This is a genomic window from Streptomyces sp. NPDC048600 (genome assembly GCF_055587025.1).
On the sequence record NZ_JBVJGZ010000005.1, the window covers coordinates 245,747 to 264,230 of the forward strand.

At 73.4% G+C, this 18,484-nt stretch carries 15 protein-coding genes and 1 riboswitch; of the genes, 9 read left to right on the top strand and 6 right to left on the bottom strand.

The features are described 5' to 3' along the window. Window positions 1-108: 108 nt before the first annotated feature. The 6 genes from ACZ6SQ_RS09155 (at window position 109) to ACZ6SQ_RS09180 (ending at window position 8,848) form a co-directional block, all read left to right on the top strand. On the top strand, window positions 109-4,011 hold the full coding sequence (locus ACZ6SQ_RS09155; protein WP_469558374.1) for an nSTAND1 domain-containing NTPase: 3,903 nt from the start codon (window positions 109-111) through the stop codon (window positions 4,009-4,011). A gap of 126 nt (window positions 4,012-4,137) precedes the next feature. Continuing rightward, the gene (locus tag ACZ6SQ_RS09160; RefSeq protein ID WP_469558376.1) at window positions 4,138-4,980 is read left to right on the top strand and encodes a C40 family peptidase; all 843 of its coding nucleotides are present in this window, start codon (window positions 4,138-4,140) and stop codon (window positions 4,978-4,980) included. Between the two features lie 103 nt (window positions 4,981-5,083). Further along, entirely contained in the window at window positions 5,084-6,151 is a 1,068-nt protein-coding gene (locus ACZ6SQ_RS09165) for a glucose-1-phosphate thymidylyltransferase (protein ID WP_469558740.1), read from the top strand. Between the two features lie 59 nt (window positions 6,152-6,210). Beyond that, a complete protein-coding gene (rfbB, locus tag ACZ6SQ_RS09170) occupies window positions 6,211-7,176 on the top strand; it encodes a dTDP-glucose 4,6-dehydratase (protein ID WP_469558378.1) in 966 nt (321 codons plus the stop codon). Next, complete coding sequence (rfbD, locus tag ACZ6SQ_RS09175; protein ID WP_469558381.1) at window positions 7,173-8,048, top strand: dTDP-4-dehydrorhamnose reductase; 876 nt, start codon at window positions 7,173-7,175, stop codon at window positions 8,046-8,048. The genes rfbB and rfbD overlap by 4 nt, the downstream gene beginning before the upstream one ends. Further along, on the top strand, window positions 8,045-8,848 hold the full coding sequence (locus ACZ6SQ_RS09180; RefSeq protein WP_469558383.1) for a class I SAM-dependent methyltransferase: 804 nt from the start codon (window positions 8,045-8,047) through the stop codon (window positions 8,846-8,848). The genes rfbD and ACZ6SQ_RS09180 overlap by 4 nt, the downstream gene beginning before the upstream one ends. Window positions 8,849-8,924: 76 nt before the next feature. On the opposite strand, the gene rfbC is transcribed toward ACZ6SQ_RS09180, so the two are convergent. Both rfbC and ACZ6SQ_RS09190 read right to left on the bottom strand, forming a co-directional pair. Next, window positions 8,925-9,539 carry a dTDP-4-dehydrorhamnose 3,5-epimerase gene (gene rfbC, locus ACZ6SQ_RS09185; protein ID WP_469558385.1) on the bottom strand — a complete coding sequence of 205 codons (615 nt, stop codon included), beginning with the start codon at window positions 9,537-9,539 and terminating at the stop codon, window positions 8,925-8,927. 2 nt (window positions 9,540-9,541) lie between these two features. Further along, complete coding sequence (locus ACZ6SQ_RS09190) at window positions 9,542-11,458, bottom strand: glycosyltransferase family 2 protein (protein ID WP_469558387.1); 1,917 nt, start codon at window positions 11,456-11,458, stop codon at window positions 9,542-9,544. Between the two features lie 110 nt (window positions 11,459-11,568). On the opposite strand from ACZ6SQ_RS09190, the gene ACZ6SQ_RS09195 reads away from it, so the two are divergent. Next, window positions 11,569-12,093 (top strand): metallophosphoesterase family protein, encoded by a 525-nt coding sequence (locus ACZ6SQ_RS09195; protein WP_469558389.1) that lies wholly within the window; start codon window positions 11,569-11,571, stop codon window positions 12,091-12,093. 137 nt (window positions 12,094-12,230) lie between these two features. On the opposite strand, the gene ACZ6SQ_RS09200 is transcribed toward ACZ6SQ_RS09195, so the two are convergent. Next, window positions 12,231-13,361: an XdhC family protein gene (locus ACZ6SQ_RS09200; RefSeq protein ID WP_469558393.1), complete on the bottom strand. Its 1,131-nt coding sequence runs from the start codon at window positions 13,359-13,361 to the stop codon at window positions 12,231-12,233. Window positions 13,362-13,621: 260 nt separating this feature from the next. Between ACZ6SQ_RS09200 and ACZ6SQ_RS09205 the strand changes: the two genes are divergently transcribed. Next, window positions 13,622-14,065, top strand: a complete 444-nt coding sequence (locus ACZ6SQ_RS09205) for a peptidase inhibitor family I36 protein (protein WP_469558396.1) — start codon at window positions 13,622-13,624, stop codon at window positions 14,063-14,065. Between the two features lie 54 nt (window positions 14,066-14,119). On the opposite strand, the gene ACZ6SQ_RS09210 is transcribed toward ACZ6SQ_RS09205, so the two are convergent. Continuing rightward, window positions 14,120-15,367, bottom strand: a complete 1,248-nt coding sequence (locus tag ACZ6SQ_RS09210; RefSeq protein ID WP_469558398.1) for a YncE family protein — start codon at window positions 15,365-15,367, stop codon at window positions 14,120-14,122. A 149-nt stretch (window positions 15,368-15,516) separates the two neighbouring features. On the opposite strand from ACZ6SQ_RS09210, the gene ACZ6SQ_RS09215 reads away from it, so the two are divergent. Further along, window positions 15,517-16,170, top strand: a complete 654-nt coding sequence (locus ACZ6SQ_RS09215; RefSeq protein WP_469558401.1) for a TetR/AcrR family transcriptional regulator — start codon at window positions 15,517-15,519, stop codon at window positions 16,168-16,170. Between the two features lie 13 nt (window positions 16,171-16,183). Here ACZ6SQ_RS09215 and ACZ6SQ_RS09220 read toward each other — a convergent pair whose 3' ends face one another. Both ACZ6SQ_RS09220 and ACZ6SQ_RS09225 read right to left on the bottom strand, forming a co-directional pair. Then, the gene (locus ACZ6SQ_RS09220; protein ID WP_469558742.1) at window positions 16,184-17,413 is read right to left on the bottom strand and encodes a glycosyltransferase; all 1,230 of its coding nucleotides are present in this window, start codon (window positions 17,411-17,413) and stop codon (window positions 16,184-16,186) included. A gap of 79 nt (window positions 17,414-17,492) precedes the next feature. Beyond that, complete coding sequence (locus tag ACZ6SQ_RS09225) at window positions 17,493-18,347, bottom strand: bifunctional 5,10-methylenetetrahydrofolate dehydrogenase/5,10-methenyltetrahydrofolate cyclohydrolase (RefSeq protein ID WP_469558403.1); 855 nt, start codon at window positions 18,345-18,347, stop codon at window positions 17,493-17,495. Window positions 18,348-18,369: 22 nt separating this feature from the next. Next, a riboswitch (ZMP/ZTP riboswitch) is annotated at window positions 18,370-18,455 on the bottom strand. Window positions 18,456-18,484 lie beyond the last annotated feature (29 nt).

An 18,484-nucleotide genomic window follows, 5' to 3' on the forward strand; every position in this document is an offset into this window, starting at 1 on the left:
CGCGTGCATCCGCGTCTTTTCGCCACTACGGGTGAATGAGATGTCGGTCCGTCAGATCCCCGCAGTAACCTGGGCGTCCACCGTCTCACGATGTGGGCGCACCATGCCATGGGGGACGTCTTGGGGGACCACCAGCACGACCCGGCGGACGGGGAGCACGGCTTGTCCGGGCCCGCCGCGCCGACCACCGCCTCCTTTCCCGCACAGCTCAGACGACTGCGCAGGGAACGCGGCCTGTCCCTCGCGGACCTGGCCCGCCACACGCACTACAGCAAGGGCTACCTCAGCAAGATCGAGACTGGCGTCAAACCCGCCACCGCCGACGTGGCCCGTCGCTGCGACCAGATCCTGCGCGCCCGGGGCGAACTGCTCGCCCTCGTGACCCGGCCGCGCCCGCCCGGCGACACCGGGGAACCCGCCTGCCCCTACCGGGGCCTCACCGCGTTCACCCAGGAGGACGCGGACCGCTTCTTCGGCCGTGAACGGGCCACGGCCGCCCTCGTCGAACGGGCCTTCCGGCGCGTGGGCAGCGGCCCGCTGATGGTCGTCGCCCCCTCCGGCGCGGGCAAGTCCTCCCTGCTCGACGCCGGTCTGACGACCGCCCTCGCACGCCCCGGCGGATTCCCCATGCCGGGCGCGGACCGCTGGCCGCGGGTGACGCTCACCCCGACCGCCCACCCGGTCGGGGAACTGCTGGAACGCACCGCCAAGGCCATCGGCGCCGACCTCGGCCTCACCGCCGGGGAACTGACCCGGCACCCCCACCGGCTGCTCGCCGCCGTACGGGCCGCAGCACCGCCCGCACCCGCGGCCGAACGCGAACCTCCACCCGTACGGCCCGTGCTGATCATTGATCAGTTCGAAGAACTCTTCACCCTGTGCGCCGACGAGCCGGAGCGCCGCGCCTTCGTCCGGATCCTCACCGCGCTCGCCGCACAGCCCGACGAAGGCGCGCTCGTCGTGCTCGGCGTGCGGGCCGACTTCTCCGGCCGCTGCCTCGAACTGCCCGAACTCGCCGAGGTGTTCACCGACGGCCTGTTCGTCCTGCCCCCGATGACCCCCGACGAGCTGCGCGAGTCGATCACCCGCCCCGCCGAACTGGCCGGCGTCCCCCTCGAACCCGGCCTCGTCCCCCTGCTGCTGCGCGACGCCGGTCAGCCCGCGCACGCGCCCGCCGCCCTGCCCCTCGTCTCGCACGCCCTGCTCGCCACCTGGCAGCAGCGCGAGGGCGGCGCCCTCACCGTCGCCGGGTACGAGCGCACCGGCGGCATCCAGGGCGCGGTCGCCCGCACCGCCGAGAGCGTCTTCGCCCGGCTCTACCCGGCCGAACAGCGCACGGTACGCCGGCTGCTCTCCCGGCTCGTGCACGTCTCCGACGAGGCGGCGCCGACCCGCCGCAGGGTCCGGCGCACCGATCTGACGGCCCTCCTGGCCGACGCCGAGGGCGCCTACAGCGCCCTGGACGCCTTCGTCCGGGCCCGGCTGGTCACCGTCGGCCGCGACACCGTGGAGATCGCCCACGAGGCACTGCTGCACGCCTGGCCCCGGCTGCGCGAGTGGATCGAGGCCGACCGGGCCGGGCTGCTCGTCCACCAGCAGCTCGCCCAGGCCGCCGCCGAGTGGGAGCGCGAGGGCCGTGACCCGTCCGCCCTGTACCGCGGCAGCCGCCTGGAGGCGGCCAGGTCCTGGGCCGCGGACGCCGAAGGACTCGGTCCCCTGGAGGAGGCGTTCCTCGCGGCGGCCCTCGCCGAGGAGGACGCCGCGCGGCGGCTCGCCGGACGGCGCACCCGGCTGCGGCAGGCCACCCTCGCCACCCTCGCGGCGCTCCTCGGCCTCGCGCTGACCGCCGGAGCCCTCGCCGCGCACCAGCGCTCCGCCGCCCTCTCCGCGGAGCGCACCGCCCGCTCCCAGGCCCTCGCCGTACGCTCCACCTCCCTGGCCGGGGGCCGCCCCGAGGCCTCGATGCTGCTCGCCGAGGAGGCCTATCGCGCCGACGCCACCGCCGAGGCGCGCGGCGCCCTGCTCAGCACCCAGGCCCAGCCGTTCTCCGCCCGCCTCACCGGGCATCGCGGTCCCGTCAACACGGTCGCCTTCGCGCCCGGCGGCGGCCTTCTGGCCACCGGCGGCTCCGACGGCACGGTCCGGCTGCGCCGCACGGCCGGCCACGCCCCCGTCGCCGTACTGCGGCTGCCCGGCCGGGTCCGCGCGGTGGCGTTCTCGCCGGACGGGTCGACCCTCGCGGCCACGTCCACCGAGGGCCCGGTGCGGCTGTTCGGGGTCGACCGGCTCACACGGGACGCGGCCGCCGCGCACCCGCCCCGCGCCCCGTCCGCTCCATCCGCCGCCGCGCACCCGCCCCGTCTCCTGTCCGCCGCCACCACCGGCGCCCGCGCCCTCGCCTTCGACCCGCGCGGCACGCGTCTGGCCGTGGCCGCCGCCGACGGGACCGTCCAGCTGTGGCGCACCGGGCGCCACAGCCGCCCTGAGGCCGTTCTCACCGGTCACTCCGGCGTGGTCGACGCGCTCGCCCACACCCCCGACGGAACCCGGCTGCTCTCCGGCGGCGCCGACGGCACGATCCGTGTCTGGGACACGAACGCCGGAACGGGAGCCGTCCGGGACCGGCCGCTCGGCGTCCTGCGCGGGCACACCGGCGAGGTGCTCGGGCTCGCCGTCGCACCGGACGGCCGGGCGGCCGCCTCGGGCGGCACCGACCGCACCGTACGGCTGTGGGACCTGGGCTCCGGGCAGGTCACGGCGACCCTGTCCGGGCACGGCGACGACGTCAACGCCGTGACCTACACCCCCGACGGCACCACGGTGATCAGCGCGGGCGGGGACGGCACGACCCGGCTGTGGGACGTGCGTGCCGCCCGGCCCGTCGCGACCCTCGCCGGACACACCGACTATGTGCTCTCGGCGGCCGTGGACCCCGCCGGCCGCACCCTGGCCACGGCCGGGTTCGACCAGAGCACGGTGCTGTGGGACCTGGGCGGCCGCACGCTCACCGCGCGCCCCTTCACCGAGCTGGCCCATGTCGTGCACAGCCCGGACGGGCGGCTGCTGGCGGCGGCCGGGACCGACCACACCGTACGGCTGTGGGACGTCACCACCCGGCGCCCGGCCGGGACCCTGCGCGGACACCGGCGGAGCGTGCTCGCGGTCGCCTTCGCCCCCGGCGGACGCCGACTGGCCTCGGCGGGCGCCGACGGCGACATCCGGCTGTGGGACGTGTCCACCGGGCGTGCGGTGGACACGCTGCGCGGCCACCCGCAGAGCGTGTTCGCCGTCGCCTTCGCCCCCGACGGCCGCACCCTCGCCTCCGCCTCCGCCGACCGCACCGTCCGCCTCTGGGACCTCACCGGAGACCGCCCGCCCGCCGTGCTGCGCGGCCACACCGACTTCGTCAACGACCTCGCCTTCAGCCCCGACGGCCGCACCCTGGCCAGCGCGGGCGACGACCTCGCCGTACGGCTCTGGGACACGGTCTCGCACCGGCCGCGCGCCACCCTCTCCGGCCACACCGGGGCGGTGCGCGCGGTCGCCTTCGGCCCCGGCGGACGCACCCTCGCCAGCGGCGGCAACGACGGCACCGTGCGCCTGTGGGACCCGCGCCGGCACCGCCTCGCGGCAACCCTCACCGGGCACGCCGGATCGGTCCGGGGCGTCGCCCTCGCGCCGGACGGCCGCACGCTCGCCAGCAGCGGCGGCGACGGCACGGTCCGGCTGTGGGACGTCACCGCCCGGCGGCTCCGGGCCACCCTCACCGGACACACGGGCGCGGTGTGGGGCATCGAGTTCGCGCCCGGGGGCAGGACGCTGGCCAGCGCCGGCAACGACGGCACCGTACGGCTGTGGGACCTCGAACCGGACGCTCGGCTCGCCCGGATCTGCCGGCTGCGCGGGACGCTCGGCACGGACGCCCGCGGACCGCTCCTGTCGGAGGTCCCGGCCGACCCGCACCACCCCTGCGCCCGGCCCCCGCACCCGTCACATCACTCTCCCGGGTGAGGGTTTCCCGGCTGTTTCCCGTTGCCTCTTTCGAGTGGGCCGCGCGCCGGGCGGGACGACACCGGGTCCGGGTCGGCAGGCTGGCCGCCGACCAGTCGCTCCACACCACGGAACGGGGACCCGCCCATGCTCCGCCGCATCCTCGCCGGCAGCCTGCTCGCCGCCCTCCCGGCCCTCCTCCTGGGCACCCCGGCCCCCGCCGCCGGTGCCCCCGCCGACGACTGCCGCCCTCTCGCCCCGGGGGCCTCACCGGCCGCCGAACGGGCCGTCGCGGCCGCCTGCGAGGAGGTCGCCGCGGGCACCTGGTACGCGTGGGGCGGCGGCCACGGCCCCACGCCCGGCCCGACGTACGGGCAGGTCGACCCCGACGACCCGGCCAGCGAGCACGACCCCGAACGCCTCGGCTTCGACTGCTCGGGACTGGTCCGCCACGCCTACGCCCGCGCCACCGGCGAGGACATCCTGAACGGCGTGGCGAGCGCTCAGCACTACACGCACCGGACCGCCGAGCGCTTCACGCCCGACCAGGGCCTCGCGCCGCTCCTGCCCGGCGACCTGCTGGCCTGGGGAACCTCCGACCACCTCGCCCACATCGCGATCTACCTCGGCGCGGGCCGGATGGTCGAGGCCCGGCAGTCCGGCACCCGGCTGACGGTCAGTGACGTCCGCCTGAACAGCACGTACTTCGGGGCCGTGCGGGTACAGACCGGGGCGGTGTCCGGCCTCGTCCTCGACACCTGGGGCAGCGGGGTGTGGACCAAGGCCGAGCCCGCCACCGCGGCCGCCCGGGTGTACGCCTTCCCCGGGCCGACCACCGTCCGGGTCCGCTGCCAGAAGCACGCCGAGCGCGTCACCTCCGACGGCTACACCAACGACGTCTGGTCCTACCTGCCCGACTACCGCGCCTGGATGACCAACATCTATCTCCGGGGACCCGCGTGGCTGGACGGTGTCCCCGCCTGTCCGTGACAGATGAGGCGACCGAGAGGCGAACGAACGGGTAGTCGGGGGAGTACGGAGGAAGTACGGCAAGCGACCGCCGGTCCGCAAGATCCCCGCTATGGTGAAGCAGATGAAGGCACTCGTGCTGTCCGGAGGCGCCGGAACACGGTTGAGGCCGATCACCCACACCTCGGCCAAGCAACTCGTTCCGGTCGCGAACAAAGCTGTGCTGTTCTACGGCCTGGAGTCGATCGCCGCGGCGGGGATCACCGAAGTCGGAGTCGTCGTGGGCGACACCGCCGAGGAGATCCAGGAGGCGGTGGGCGACGGCTCGAAGTTCGGCCTCGACATCACCTACATCCCCCAGGAACGCCCCCTCGGGCTCGCCCACGCGGTGCTCATCGCCCGGGACTACCTCGGCGACGACGACTTCGTGATGTACCTCGGCGACAACTTCATCGTCGGCGGCATCACGGGCCTCGTCGAGGAGTTCCGGCGCAGCCGGCCCGACGCGCAGATCCTGCTCACCCATGTCCCCGACCCGCGCGCCTTCGGTGTGGCCGAGCTCGGCGCCGACGGACAGGTCGTCGGCCTCGAGGAGAAGCCGGAGAAGCCCAAGAGCGATCTCGCCCTGGTCGGCGTGTACCTGTTCACCCCGGCCATCCACGACGCCGTGCGCGCCATCGGCCCGTCCTGGCGCGGCGAGCTGGAGATCACCCACGCCATCCAGCACCTGCTCGACGACGGCGCCGAAGTCCGCTCCACCGTGATCCACGGCTACTGGAAGGACACCGGCAACGTCGTCGACATGCTGGAGGTCAACCGCACCGTTCTGGAGGGCCTGGAGCGGCGGATCGACGGCGAGGTCGACGACACCTCCGAGACGGTCGGCCGAGTGGTGATCGAGCGGGGCGCGAGCGTGGTCGGCTCCCGCATCGTCGGCCCCGTCGTGATCGGCGCCGGCACGGTCGTCACCGACTCCTACGTCGGCCCGTTCACCTCCGTCGCCGAGAACTGCCGCATCACGGACAGCGAGCTGGAGTTCTCGATCGTGCTGCGCGACTCCTCGATCGACGGCGTCGGCCGTATCGAGAACTCCCTGATCGGGCGCCATGTCGAGGTCACCCCGGCGCCCAGCGTGCCCAGCGCCCACCGGCTCGTCCTGGGCGACCACAGCAAGGTCCAGATCCATACCTGAGCAGGTGCGTGACCCCGTACCGAGCAAGGTGCCAGCTTGAGCAAGGTGCAGATCCGTACATGAACCTCCTCGTCACCGGCGCCGCCGGATTCATCGGCTCGACATACGTCCGCACCCTGCTGGCGGACGACGGGCCGGACGCCCCGCACATCACCGTGCTGGACAAACTCACCTACGCGGGCACCCTCACCAACCTGCCGGACGGACACCCCCGGCTGCGGTTCGTGCGCGGCGACATCTGCGACGCCCCGCTCGTCGACAAGCTGGTCGGTGAGAGCGACCAGGTCGTGCACTTCGCGGCCGAGTCCCATGTGGACCGCTCCATCGAGGGCGCCGCCGAGTTCGTGCGCACCAATGTGCTGGGCACCCAGACCCTGCTGGACGCGGCCCTGAGGCACGGTGTCGGCCCGTTCGTGCACGTCTCCACCGACGAGGTCTACGGCTCGATCGACACCGGCTCCTGGCCCGAGACCCACCCGCTGAGCCCCAACTCCCCGTACTCCGCCTCCAAGGCCTCCTCCGACCTGCTCGCCCTGGCCTACCACCGCACCCACGGCCTCGACGTGCGCGTGACCCGCTGCTCCAACAACTACGGCCCGCACCAGTTCCCCGAGAAGGTCGTCCCGCTGTTCGTCACCAACCTGCTCGACGGCAGGAAGGTGCCGCTGTACGGCGAGGGCCTCAACGTCCGCGACTGGCTGCACGTCGAGGACCACTGCCTCGGCGTGGACCTGGTGCGCACGGCGGGCCGGCCCGGCGAGGTCTACAACATCGGCGGCGGCACCGAGCTCACCAACAAGGAGCTCACCGGACTGCTCCTGGACGCCTGCGGGGCCGGCTGGGACATGGTCGAGCACGTCCCCGACCGCAAGGGCCACGACCTGCGCTACAGCGTCGACTGGACCAAGGCCCGCACCGAACTCGGCTACCGGCCCCGCCACGACTTCACGAGCGGCCTCGCCGCCACCGTCGACTGGTACCGCGACCACCGCGCCTGGTGGGAGCCGCTCAAGGAGCGCCGATGAACTGGCTGGTCACCGGCGCCGGCGGCATGCTCGGCCGGGACACCGTCGCCGCCCTCACCCGGCGCGGCGAGCAGGTCACCGGCCTCGACCGCACCGCCCTCGACATCACCCTCCCCGCGTCGGTGGAGGAGGCGTTCGCCGCGCACCGCCCCGACCTGGTGGTCAACTGCGCCGCCTACACCGCCGTCGACGACGCCGAGAGCCACGAGGCACAGGCCCTGCGCGTCAACGGCGACGGCCCCGGCAACCTGGCCCGCGCCTGCGCCGCCACCGGCGCCCGCCTGCTGCACGTCTCCACCGACTACGTCTTCTCCGGCGAGACCCGCACGGCGCCCTACCCGGAGGACCACGCGCCCGCCCCGCGCACCGCGTACGGCCGCAGCAAACTCGCGGGTGAGCAGGCGGTCCTCGCCGAACTGCCCGAAGGCTCCGCCGTCGTGCGCACCGCCTGGCTCTACGGCGTCCACGGCCGCAGCTTCGTGCGCACGATGCTCGGCCTCGAGGCCTCCCGCGACACCGTCGACGTCGTCGACGACCAGCGCGGCCAGCCCACCTGGAGCGCCGACGTCGCAGAGTGCCTCGCCGCGCTCGGCCCCCTGATCGGCCCCGGCCTGCACGGCGTCTTCCACGCCACCTCGGCCGGCGAGGCCACCTGGTACGACCTGGCCCGCGCGGTCTTCGACGGCGTCGGCGCCGACCCCGACCGGGTGCGCCCCACCAGCAGCGCGGCCTACCCCCGGCCCGCGCCCCGCCCCGCGTACAGCGTCCTCGCGCACGACCGATGGCAGGAGGCAGGCCTGCCCCCGCCGCGCGCCTGGCGCGACGCCCTGCACGAGGCACTACCCCTCATCCGCAAGGAGTCCCCTTCGTGAAACGCCATGAGTTCCTGCGCGACCTGCACAAGGTCACCGCGAACCGCAACTACCTGGAGATCGGCGTCAACGACGGCCGCAGTCTGAAGCTGTCGCGCGTGCCCAGCATCGCGATCGACCCCGCCTTCAAGGTCGTCACGGAAATCAAGTGCGACGTCCATCTGGTGAAGGCCACCAGCGACGACTTCTTCGCCCGTGAGAACCCCCTCGCGCACCTCAGGGGCGGCCGCCATCCGCTGCGCAACCTCGCCAGGGGCCGCAGCCCGGTCGGCTACTGGAAGCGCACCACGCTCGACCTGTCCTTCATCGACGGCATGCACCTGTTCGAGTACGCCCTGCGCGACTTCATCAACATCGAGAAGCACTCGGACTGGGCGAGCGTCATCGTCTTCGACGACATGCTGCCGCGCAACATCGACGAGGCCGCCCGCGACCGGCACACCGGCGCCTGGACCGGGGACGTCTACAAGCTGGTCGAGATCCTCAACCGGTACCGGCCCGACCTGGTGACCGTCCTGGTCGACACCGAGCCCACCGGACAGCTGGTGGTCTTCGGCGCGGACCCGTCGAACACCGTCCTGAAGGACAAGTACGACGAGATCATCGCCGAGTTCGAGGTGCCCGACCCGCAGAAGGTGCCCGAGAGCATCCTGGAGCGGGTGCCGGCGGTACGGCCCGAGACGCTGCTGTCGGCCGGATTCTGGCGCCCGCTGGTGCGCGCCCGCAACATCGGCGCGGGACGCTCGCGGGGCCTGCCGCCGCTGCGCCGCGCGCTCGCGGAGTACGCGGTCGGCGGCTGAGACGCACACGAGGAACGGGCCGTCAGCCCCGGAGGCTGACGGCCCGTTCCCTTGCGTCGTGGGTCTGCGTCGTGGGTCAGTCGTCCAGCGGCCGGGCGCCCGCGCGCAGCCGCTCGTAGTGGGCACGGCAGGCCTCGTAGCTGGGGAGGAGCCCGGCCTCTCGCGCCTCCGCCAGGGACGGTGCCTCGGCGTCCTTCGGCGACAGCACCGGCTCGATGCCCCGCGGCCACTCGATGCCCAGGCCGGCGTCCAGCGGGTGCACGCCGTGCTCGCGCTCCGGGGCGTAGCCCGTCGAGCACAGGTAGATGACCGTGGCGTCGTCGGTGAGCGCCATGAAGGCGTGTCCGAGGCCCTCGGAGACGTACACCGCGTGCCGGGTGTCCTCGTCCAGGCGGGCCGCCTCCCACTGCCCGAACGTGGGCGAGCCGACGCGCAGATCGACGACCACGTCCAGCACCGCGCCCCGCACACAGGTGACGTACTTGGCCTGGCCGGGCGGCGTGTCGGCGAAGTGCAGCCCGCGCAGCACGCCCCGCCGCGAGACCGAGCAGTTGGCCTGGGCGAGGGACAGGTCATGGCCGGTCGCCTCGGCGAACTCCGTGCCCCGGAACCACTCGTGGAAGCTGCCCCGGTCGTCCGGGAACACCTTGGGCTCCAGGATCCAGGCGCCCTCGATGCCGAGCGAACGCATCGCTACCTCCCCGCCCCGAACAGCCCTCGTACCTTGCGTGCCACCCGCCCGGCGAGACCCGGCCCGGCGGCGCGCACCAGGTCGACGCGCCCCGACCGGGACCGCAGTTCGATCGGCAGCCCGTGCCGGGCCGGTCCGCCCGGCACCGGGACGAACGCGGCCCGCCACACACCGTCGGCCGGCAGGCCGCCGGACAGCGCGGCCGTCAGCAGGGAGCCCCCGCCGGACGGGTCGGGCGCCAGGGTGCCGGGCACCTCGACCGGGGTCGGCGACGCCGGGGACGTCAGCCGCACCGCCACCTCGGTGGCCGTGGGCACATAGAGCGGCAGTGGCGCGCTCAGCCGGCCGTCCACCACGGTGACCTGGTCCTTCGCGATCCGGGCGAGCCCGAGCCGCTTGGCGGCCTTGTCCACGTCCAGCGAGAGGTTGCGGTGCGGCTCGGTCCAGTACGGCAGCACCACATGGCCCGCGGCCACCCCGGCGGGCGGCAGGGAGCGCTCGCCCTTCGGCGCGGGGCCGAGCCGCACCTCCTTGGTCCAGCCGGCCAGCTTCAGCCGCGCGACCGCGTCCCACAGCCCGGCCGTGAGCGGGGTGTCGCCGGCCGCGGTCGCGGGGTCGACGACCGCCGTCGAGCGCAGCACCAGCCGCACCCGTCCGTCGCCCGCGGGGACGGTCTCGTGGTCGACCTGGACGGGCTGGAAGTGCGGGGCGGCGCTGGAGCGTTCCTTGAACACCAGGTCCAGCGTGCTCTTGCCGAACCGGGTCACCGCCTCCGCGCCCAGCCAGTCGATCGCGTCCCGTACGCTCTCCGGCGGCTCGGCCCCCGGGGCCTCGGCGCCGGCCGGGAAGGTCATGGGCTCGCCGTGCAGGGCGAGCTGGGCGGAGAACACGATCCGCAGCGCACCGTCCTGCCACTCGACCCGCTCGGGGACCGACTTCACCCCGATGGCCGCCTCCCACTCGGCGAAGGCCAGCGCGTCGCCGTACCGGCCCTGCTCCGCCAGCTTGGCGACGTACCGCTGGGTGGCCGGGAGTCCGGCCGCGACCTCGGGGCCGAACCGCTCGACAACCACCTTGTGGATCTCCTGGAAGAGGTCCTTGCGGAAGTCCTCGGGCGCCGTCAGGAGCCGCTTGCCGCGCAGCCGTTCGACCATCTCGTTGCGCAGCCAGCGCCGGTACAGCCGGTCGCGCAGCGGGCCCGGCTCGGTGTACCGCTCGACCACGTCGAGCGCCTCGCGCAGATTGCCGAAGTAGCCGGCCGGGTCGAAGCGCTGGAAGCCCGCGTTGGAGGCGTCGTCACGGCGTACGTGGTAGTAGCAGACGTAGTCGCTGAGCACCGAGACGTTCTCCGCGCGCAGATACGCCTCGGTGACGAAGACATGGTCCTCCAGGCGGCGCCGGCCCTCCGGGAAGCGCAGGTTCGTGCGGTCCAGGAAGGCCTTGCGGAGCATCTTGTGCGGGGTGAGGCTGTCGATCAGCGGGGCGTTCGCGACGGTGGCGCGCGGGTGGTTGCGGCGGAACAGCTCCACCGGCACCCCGCGGTTCTTGCCGGCCATCTTGCCGACCACCACGTCCGCCGCGTTGGCGACGCCGTACTCGTACATCCGTTCCAGCGCCTGGTCGCCGAGATAGTCGTCGTTGTCGACGAACATCACGTACTCGCCCTTGGCGGCGTCGATGCCGACGTTGCGGGGCTTGCCCGACCAGCCGGAGTTCTCCTGGTGGAAGACGTGCACATGGGGGTGCTCGGCGGCGAGCGCGTCGAGCCGGGCCGGCGTGTCGTCGGTGGAGCCGTCGTCGACGAAGATCACTTCGTATTCGTCGTCGGGGAGCGACTGGCGCAGAAGAGAGCCGACGCAGTCTTCGATGTAGCGTCCGGGGTTGTAGACCGGAACGATGACACTGACCTTCACCGGCATGGCCTCCTGGCCCCCTGGGTCGTCTGCCGTTCGCGTCGAGGATTGCTACGCGTTGCCCGATCTTATCCCGCTCGCCGCTCCGGCGATCGCCGCGCGCCTACGCTGACCGCATGCGTCTGCTTCTGATGTCGGACACCCACATCCCGCTCCGGGCAAGGGAGTTGCCCGAACAGTTGCTCGCCGAACTGCCGCTCGCGGACGTCGTGCTGCACGCCGGCGACTGGGTGGACACGGCCACGCTCGACCTGCTGGAGCACCGCAGCCGCCGCCTGGTCGGCGTGTACGGAAACAACGACGGGGACGCCCTCAGGGCGCGGCTGCCCGAGATCGCGTACGCCGAGCTCGGCGGCCTGCGCTTCGGGGTGGTCCACGAGACGGGCCCGGCGCGGGGCAGGGAGGCGCGCTGCGCGGCCCGGTTCCCCGAGCTGGACGTGCTGGTCTTCGGGCACAGTCACATCCCCTGGGACAGCACCGCGGCCACCGGCCTGCGGCTGCTCAACCCGGGCTCGCCCACGGACCGGCGCAGACAGCCGCACCACACCTATCTGACCGCGTCGGCCGCCGACGGGATACTCACGGACGTGGTGCTGCACCGGCTGCCGCCGCGCCGGGCGGGGGACGGCGGCGTCATGTGAAGGCGGGCCGTCCCGGTCTGTCGGGAACGGCCCGCGCGCTGCGAGTGTGGGCTGTCTGTCACAGACCTCCTTCCCGCTGGGTCGCACCGGGGACACGTTCATCCCCGTGGACCGGCGACTACCCGATTCGTCCGGGTTCACACCTTCGGGGAGGAAGAATCTTCGAAGGGTGACGGAGGGTGTACGGCCCCCTCCGTCCCGGTCAGTGGAACGCCGCTGCCGCCCCATCGCAGGGCCACGATCTCCGCGGCCACGGACACCGCCACCTCCTCGGGCGTACGGGCGCCCAGGTCGAGCCCGATCGGAGAGCGCAGCCGGGCCAGCTCGGTCCCGTCGAGCCCCGCCTCGACCAGGCGCGCCCGGCGTTCGTCGTGGGTGCGGCGGCTGCCCATCGCCCCGATGTAGGCGGCGGGCCGGCGCAGTGCCTCCCGGAGCAGCGGCACGTCGAACTTGGGATCGTGGGTGAGCACGCAGATCACCGTGCGCCCGTCCGTCGCGGCGCCGCGCAGATAGCGGTGCGGCCAGTCCACGACGACCTCCGTGCCCGGCGGGAAGCGGCGGGGCGTCGCGAACACCGGGCGGGCGTCGCAGACGGTCACCCGGTAGCCGAGGAAGTCACCGATTCGGGCGACGGCGGCCGCGTAGTCGATGGCCCCGAACACCAGCATCCGCGGCGGCGGCGCGTAGGAGTGCAGGAACACCGAAACGGCGTCCTCGCGACGCTCGCCTTGGGGGCCGTAGTGCCGTACGCCCGTGGCGCCGAGGGCGAGTTCACCGCGCGCGTCGGCGGTGACGGCGGCGTCCAGGCCGGGCGCGCCGAGGGTGCCCCGGACCTCGTCCGGCCACACCGCGAGCACCGCCCCGCGCGCCGCGGGGCCGTCGGTCACCGTGGCCGTGGTGACCGGCCGGCCCGCCGCCACCGACTCGGCGACCGCGCCGAAGGCCGGGTCCCGTTCGGGCGTCACGGGGCGCACCAGCACGGTGATCTCACCGCCGCAGCTCAGCCCGACGGCGAAGGCGTCCTCGTCGCTGTAGCCGAAGGTCTCCAGCCGGGCCCGCCCGTCGGCCAGGGACTCCTGGGCCAGTTCGTGGACCGCGCCCTCCACGCAGCCGCCCGACACGCTGCCGAGGACCTCGCCGTCCGGGCCGACCGCCATCGCGGCGCCCGGATCGCGGGGCGCGCTGCGGCTGACCGCCACCACCGTGGCCAGCCCGAACGGGCTGCCGGCCGACCACCAGCCGTTCAGCGCCGGGAGAATCTCACGCACCGCGGGGCTCCTTCGATCCGGCGCCGTGGCCCCGGAAGGAACGGTTCCCTCCCCGAGCCGCTCCGTCGAGGACATGACGCTCCGGGCACACGTTCCATCTTGGCACTCCCGCCCGCACCGACGCCGCAGGCGCGTTGCGCGGGACCGGAGCCGGCCCCCGCCCGGCGGGCGGCGATCGGCGTGTCCGCCCACGGCGGCCGCCTGACTTAAACTCGCCTCGGCCGAATTGGATCATCAGTTTGAATCCCAGGGGGAACGACATGTCACTCAAGCGCATCGCCACGGTCGCGGCCGCGGCTCTCGCGGTACTCGGCGGGAATCTGGTGACGGCGAACGGCGCGGCGGCGTCGCCGCTGGCGACCGTGAACAGGGACGGCTGGTGCGACAAGGAGGAGGTGTGCCTGTACTACAACTCCAACCTCTACGGCGCCATGTTCGACGTCAGCGGCGACCTGCTCAGCTACGACGGTGAGCGCTTCATCTGCTCCAAGGACGGCAGCGGCGGCCTGAACATCTGCAACGGTGCCGGCAGTCCCGTGTGGAACAACGCGGCCTCCGTGCACAACAAGACCCGTTGCGATGTGTGGATCTACTACAACACCGGCCAGCGGGGCGCCCGGCAGTTCATCCCGCGCTACAGCTGGGCGAATCTGAACGCCACGTTGAAGAACGAGAACGCGTCCCACGAGTTCGTCGGTTGCTGACATAAGGCAGCCGCCCGCCCAGGGAGTGTTGGGAACACACCCTGGGCCGCGGCCTCAGCCCTTCGGTGTGCCGGTCCAGTCGGCAGGTATGCGCGCGAGGCGGACGCGTTGCGGATGGTCGCCGACCGGTACCGAGACCGTCTTGCGGCCGGTGGCGAAGTCGATGGCGGTGACCTGGTCGGCGCCGCTCTCGGAGACCACGCACGACCGGCCGTCGCCGCTGACCGTGGCCCAGTAGGGCTTGGACGCGGTGATCAGCGGGCCCTCCTGGAGGGTGGCGCGGTCGACGACCGTGGCGTAGTCGTCCATCGTGCCCGCCACACAGAGCTTGGAGCCGTCGGGGCTCACCGAAAGGCCGTGGTGGCGCGAGTCGTTGACCCAGGTGGTGCGGTCCTCGCTCGTCGCGGGGTTCTTCGGCAGGACCTTGGTCCGGGTGATCCGGTCGCTCGCCACGTCGTACTCGAAGAAGCCGTTGAAGAACGACACCTGGAAGTACAGCCTGGACTCGTCGGGGCTGAACGCGGCCGGCCGCACCGCGTCGGAGTACTCGCCGAGCCCGGCCGCGTCCAGGCGCTGTCGCATGTCGATCACCCTGACCTGGCGGAAGGTCGTGGTGTCGACGACGGTGATACGGCGGTCGCCCTTCGTCCAGTCCAGCCAGGGGGCGTCCAGGGCCGTGTTCACGTCGCCGATGGACATGTTCCAGAGGAACCGGCCGTCCCGGCTGAAGACGTTCTCGTGCGGCTTGTCGCCGGTGCCGAAGGAGCCGAGCTGCGCGCCGGTGACGATGTCCAGGACATGGACGGTGTTGGAGGTCGAGGCCGACACGGCGACCCGGGTGCCGTCGGGGGAGACCGCCATGTGGTCGGCCCGGTAACCCGACACCGCGAAGCGCCAGTTGACGGCACCGGTGGCCAGGTCGATGGAGACCACATCGGCGAAGCTGGGCCGGGAGACGACCATCGAGCGGCCGTCCGGGGTGGCGTACATGTCGTCGACGAACTGGTCGTGGCCCTCGCCGACTCCGTTGCGGATGGCCATGAAGTAGATCCACTTGATCGGATCGGCGTTGATCTCCGCCATGCGCCGGTCCTTGTCCGGCACGACGTTCACCCGGCCGATCCTCGCGAAGTCGCCGGAGGAGCCGATGACATCGGCGGTGCCGTCCCAGTTGTTGCCGACGAACATCACCTCGCGCAGCGCGGCGGGGGAGTCGGCGGACGCCGAGGCGGCGGGGAGACAGGCCGCCAGGGCGAGGGCGGCGGCGACGGTGCACAGGTGCCGGGAGCGGAAGGCAGACATGGCTGCACTCTCCTCGGGGGTGGGGGGCAGTCTGAATACAGCCTCGTTCAGAGTGACTTACTGGAAAGTAAGGAAGGGGTGCCCTTCTCCACAAGACTCCGTGCACGACAAAATCGGGGTTCGGCGCGGGCGGATCACGGGGAGGCACGGTGACGGGCAGGCTCAGAGGGCCGACCGGGCGCTACGGCGGCAGGTCCGCCCAGGAACGCCAGGCCGAGCGCCGCCGGCGTTTCCTCGACGCGGCGCTCCAGCTGTTCGGCGACACTCCGGGCTACCGCGGCACGACCGTCGCCGCGCTCAGCGAGGCCGCGGGACTCTCGACCCGCCAGTTCTACGAGGAGTTCCGCACCCTCGAGGACGTCCTCGCCGACCTGCATCTCCAGGTCAACGGCCTCGCGGAGGAGGCCGTGCTGGCAGCGGCCGCGGCGACGGAGGGCAGACCGCTCGGCGAACGCGCCGACGCGATCTTCCGGGCCTACGCCGGGAACGTCACCGCCGACCCGCGCCGCATCCGCATCACCTTCGTCGAGATCATCGGGGTCAGCCCACGCCTGGAGGAACAGCGGCTCGCCCGCCGCTCGCGCTGGGTCGACCTCATCTGCGACGAGGCCGCCGCCGCAGTCACCCGGGGCGAGGCCACCCGCAGCGACCACCGCCTCGCCGCCGCCGCGTTCATCGGCAGCGTGAACGGGCTTCTGCACGACTGGAGCGCGGGCTGGGTGGACGCGACGCTCGACGACGTGGTCGACGAACTCGTCCGCCAACTGCTCTCCATACTGCGGCCGTTGGAGGGGGATTCCTGAGCCGGGAGCGCGCTCAGCCGCCGAGCCGGTCCAGCGCGGCCACCACCGGCGCCACCCCGTCCTCCTCACGCAGCCGCGCCCCGAGCGCCGCCGCCCGGGTGCGGTACGCCGGGAGTGACACGGCACGGCCGAGCGCGGCGGCGAGGGCGCCCTCCGTCGCCCGGCGCAGGGGCACCGCGCACGGGGCCACGCCCAGGGCGACCAGCCGGGCCGCCCAGAACGACTCGTCGAACTGCACCGGCACCGGCACGGCCGGCACCCCGGCCCGCAGCCCGGCCGCCGTGGTGCCCGCGCCCGCGTGATGCACGACGGCCGCCATGTGCGGGAAGAGCAGGGAGTGCGCGGCCTCCCCGACGGTCAGCATGTCGTCCCCGTCCGCCGCGAGCCCGCCCCAGCCCCGCTGGATCACCCCGCGCAGCCCCGCCCGGCGCAGTGCCCGCACGATCAGCGCGCTCAGCCCGTCCGGGTCGGGCACCGTCGCGCTGCCCAGCCCGACGAACACCGGCGGCGGTCCGGCGGCGAGGAACTCCCGCACCGCGTCGGGGAGCCGGGCCCGGTCGTCGTACGGCCACCAGTACCCGGCGATGTCCAGGCCGGGCCGCCAGTCGCGCGGGCGGGGCACCACCAGCGGGCTGTAGCCGTGCTGCACCGGCCAGCGCCGCCGTTCCCGGTCCCGGCGCAGGGCACCGGCGCGGACGGCGGGCAGTCCCAGCCCGGCCCGTACGCCGGGCACGACGGCCGCGAAGACCTGTTCCACGGCGGCGTTCACCCCGTGTCCGGCGACCCGGTTGGCGACACCGCCGAGGGAACGGTCGCCCAGCAGGGGTGGCCCGAACTCCCGGGTGGGGGCTATCGGCTGGAGGTTCAGGCCCAGACTCGGCAGCGCGAGGCCCTCCGCCACGGCCAGGCCCAGCGGGGCGACCGGCGCGGCCAGCAACAGCACGTCGGCGGCGCGCGCGGCGGCCACCAGGTCCTCCGTCATCCGGCCCATCACGGCCCGGGCCATCGACGCCATCCGCAGCAGCTTCCCCGCGCCCGTCGAACTGCGGTGCAGTCTCCGTCCGCGCGGGGACTCCAGTTCGTCCTTCGGATCGACCGGCAGCCCGTGGAAGCGCACCCCGGACCCGGCCACCAGCGGCTCGAACCTCGCGTGGGTCACCAGGGTCACCTCGTGACCGGCGCGCACCAGACCGTGCCCGAGACCGGTGAACGGGGCCACGTCGCCCCGGGAACCCGCTGTCATGATCGCGACTCGCACGGGGGGAGTATGCCCACCTCGCGGCCCGCCCAACGGCAGCCCGCCCCGGACGCGCCGGATCCGGCTACTCCGCGACGCCGAGCTGCCGGGCGGCCGCGTCCACCGTCTGCTCCAGCAGCGTGGCGATGGTCATCGGGCCGACACCGCCGGGCACGGGCGTGATCAGCGAGGCCCGCTCGACGGCCGAGTCGAAGTCGACGTCACCGACGTTGCCCGCGTTGTAGCCGGCGTCGATCACGACCGCGCCGGGCTTGATGTCCTGGCCCTTGATCAGCCGCGCCCGGCCCACCGCGGCGACCACGATGTCCGCCTCGCTCACTGCCGCGGACAGATCCCGGGTCCGGGAGTGGCAGTAGGTCACCGTGGCGTCCCGGGCGAGCAGCAGCATGCCCGCCGGCTTGCCCAGGATGGCACTGCGGCCCACCACCACGGCGCGCTTGCCGGAGGGGTCGACGTCGTACGCGTCGAGCAGCCGCATGATGCCGCCGGGCGTGCAGGACACGAAGCCGGGCAGGCCGAAGCTCATCGTGGCGAAGGAGGCGAAGGTGACGCCGTCGACGTCCTTCTCCGGTGCGACGGCCTCGAACGCGGCCCGCTCGTCGATGTGTTCGCCCATCGGGTGCTGGAGCAGGATGCCGTGCACGGCCGGATCGGCGGACAGCTCCCGCAGCGTGGCGACCAGTTCCCCGGTGGTGGTCGTCGCGGGCAGCTCGACGTGCCGCGAGGCGATCCCGGCCGTGCGGCAGCGGTTCTGCTTCATCCGGACGTAGGTGACGGAGGCCGGGTCCGCGCCGACGAGCACCGTCGCCAGACACGGGGCGGTGCCGGTGCGGGCGGTGAGGTCCGCGGCGCGCCTGCCGGTCTCCTCGACGATGGTGCGGGCGAGCGCGGTGCCGTCCATGAGGCGTGCCTGAGCCATGATCCACTCCTGGGTCGATCGATCTCGTCGCCCAGGCGCACGGCATGTCAGTGGATGAGGACCGCTCCCCGGTGGTGCTCCACCTCAGCGCCAGTCACGGCCCACGGTCAGCCTAACCGAGGCCTCCGCCCCTTGCG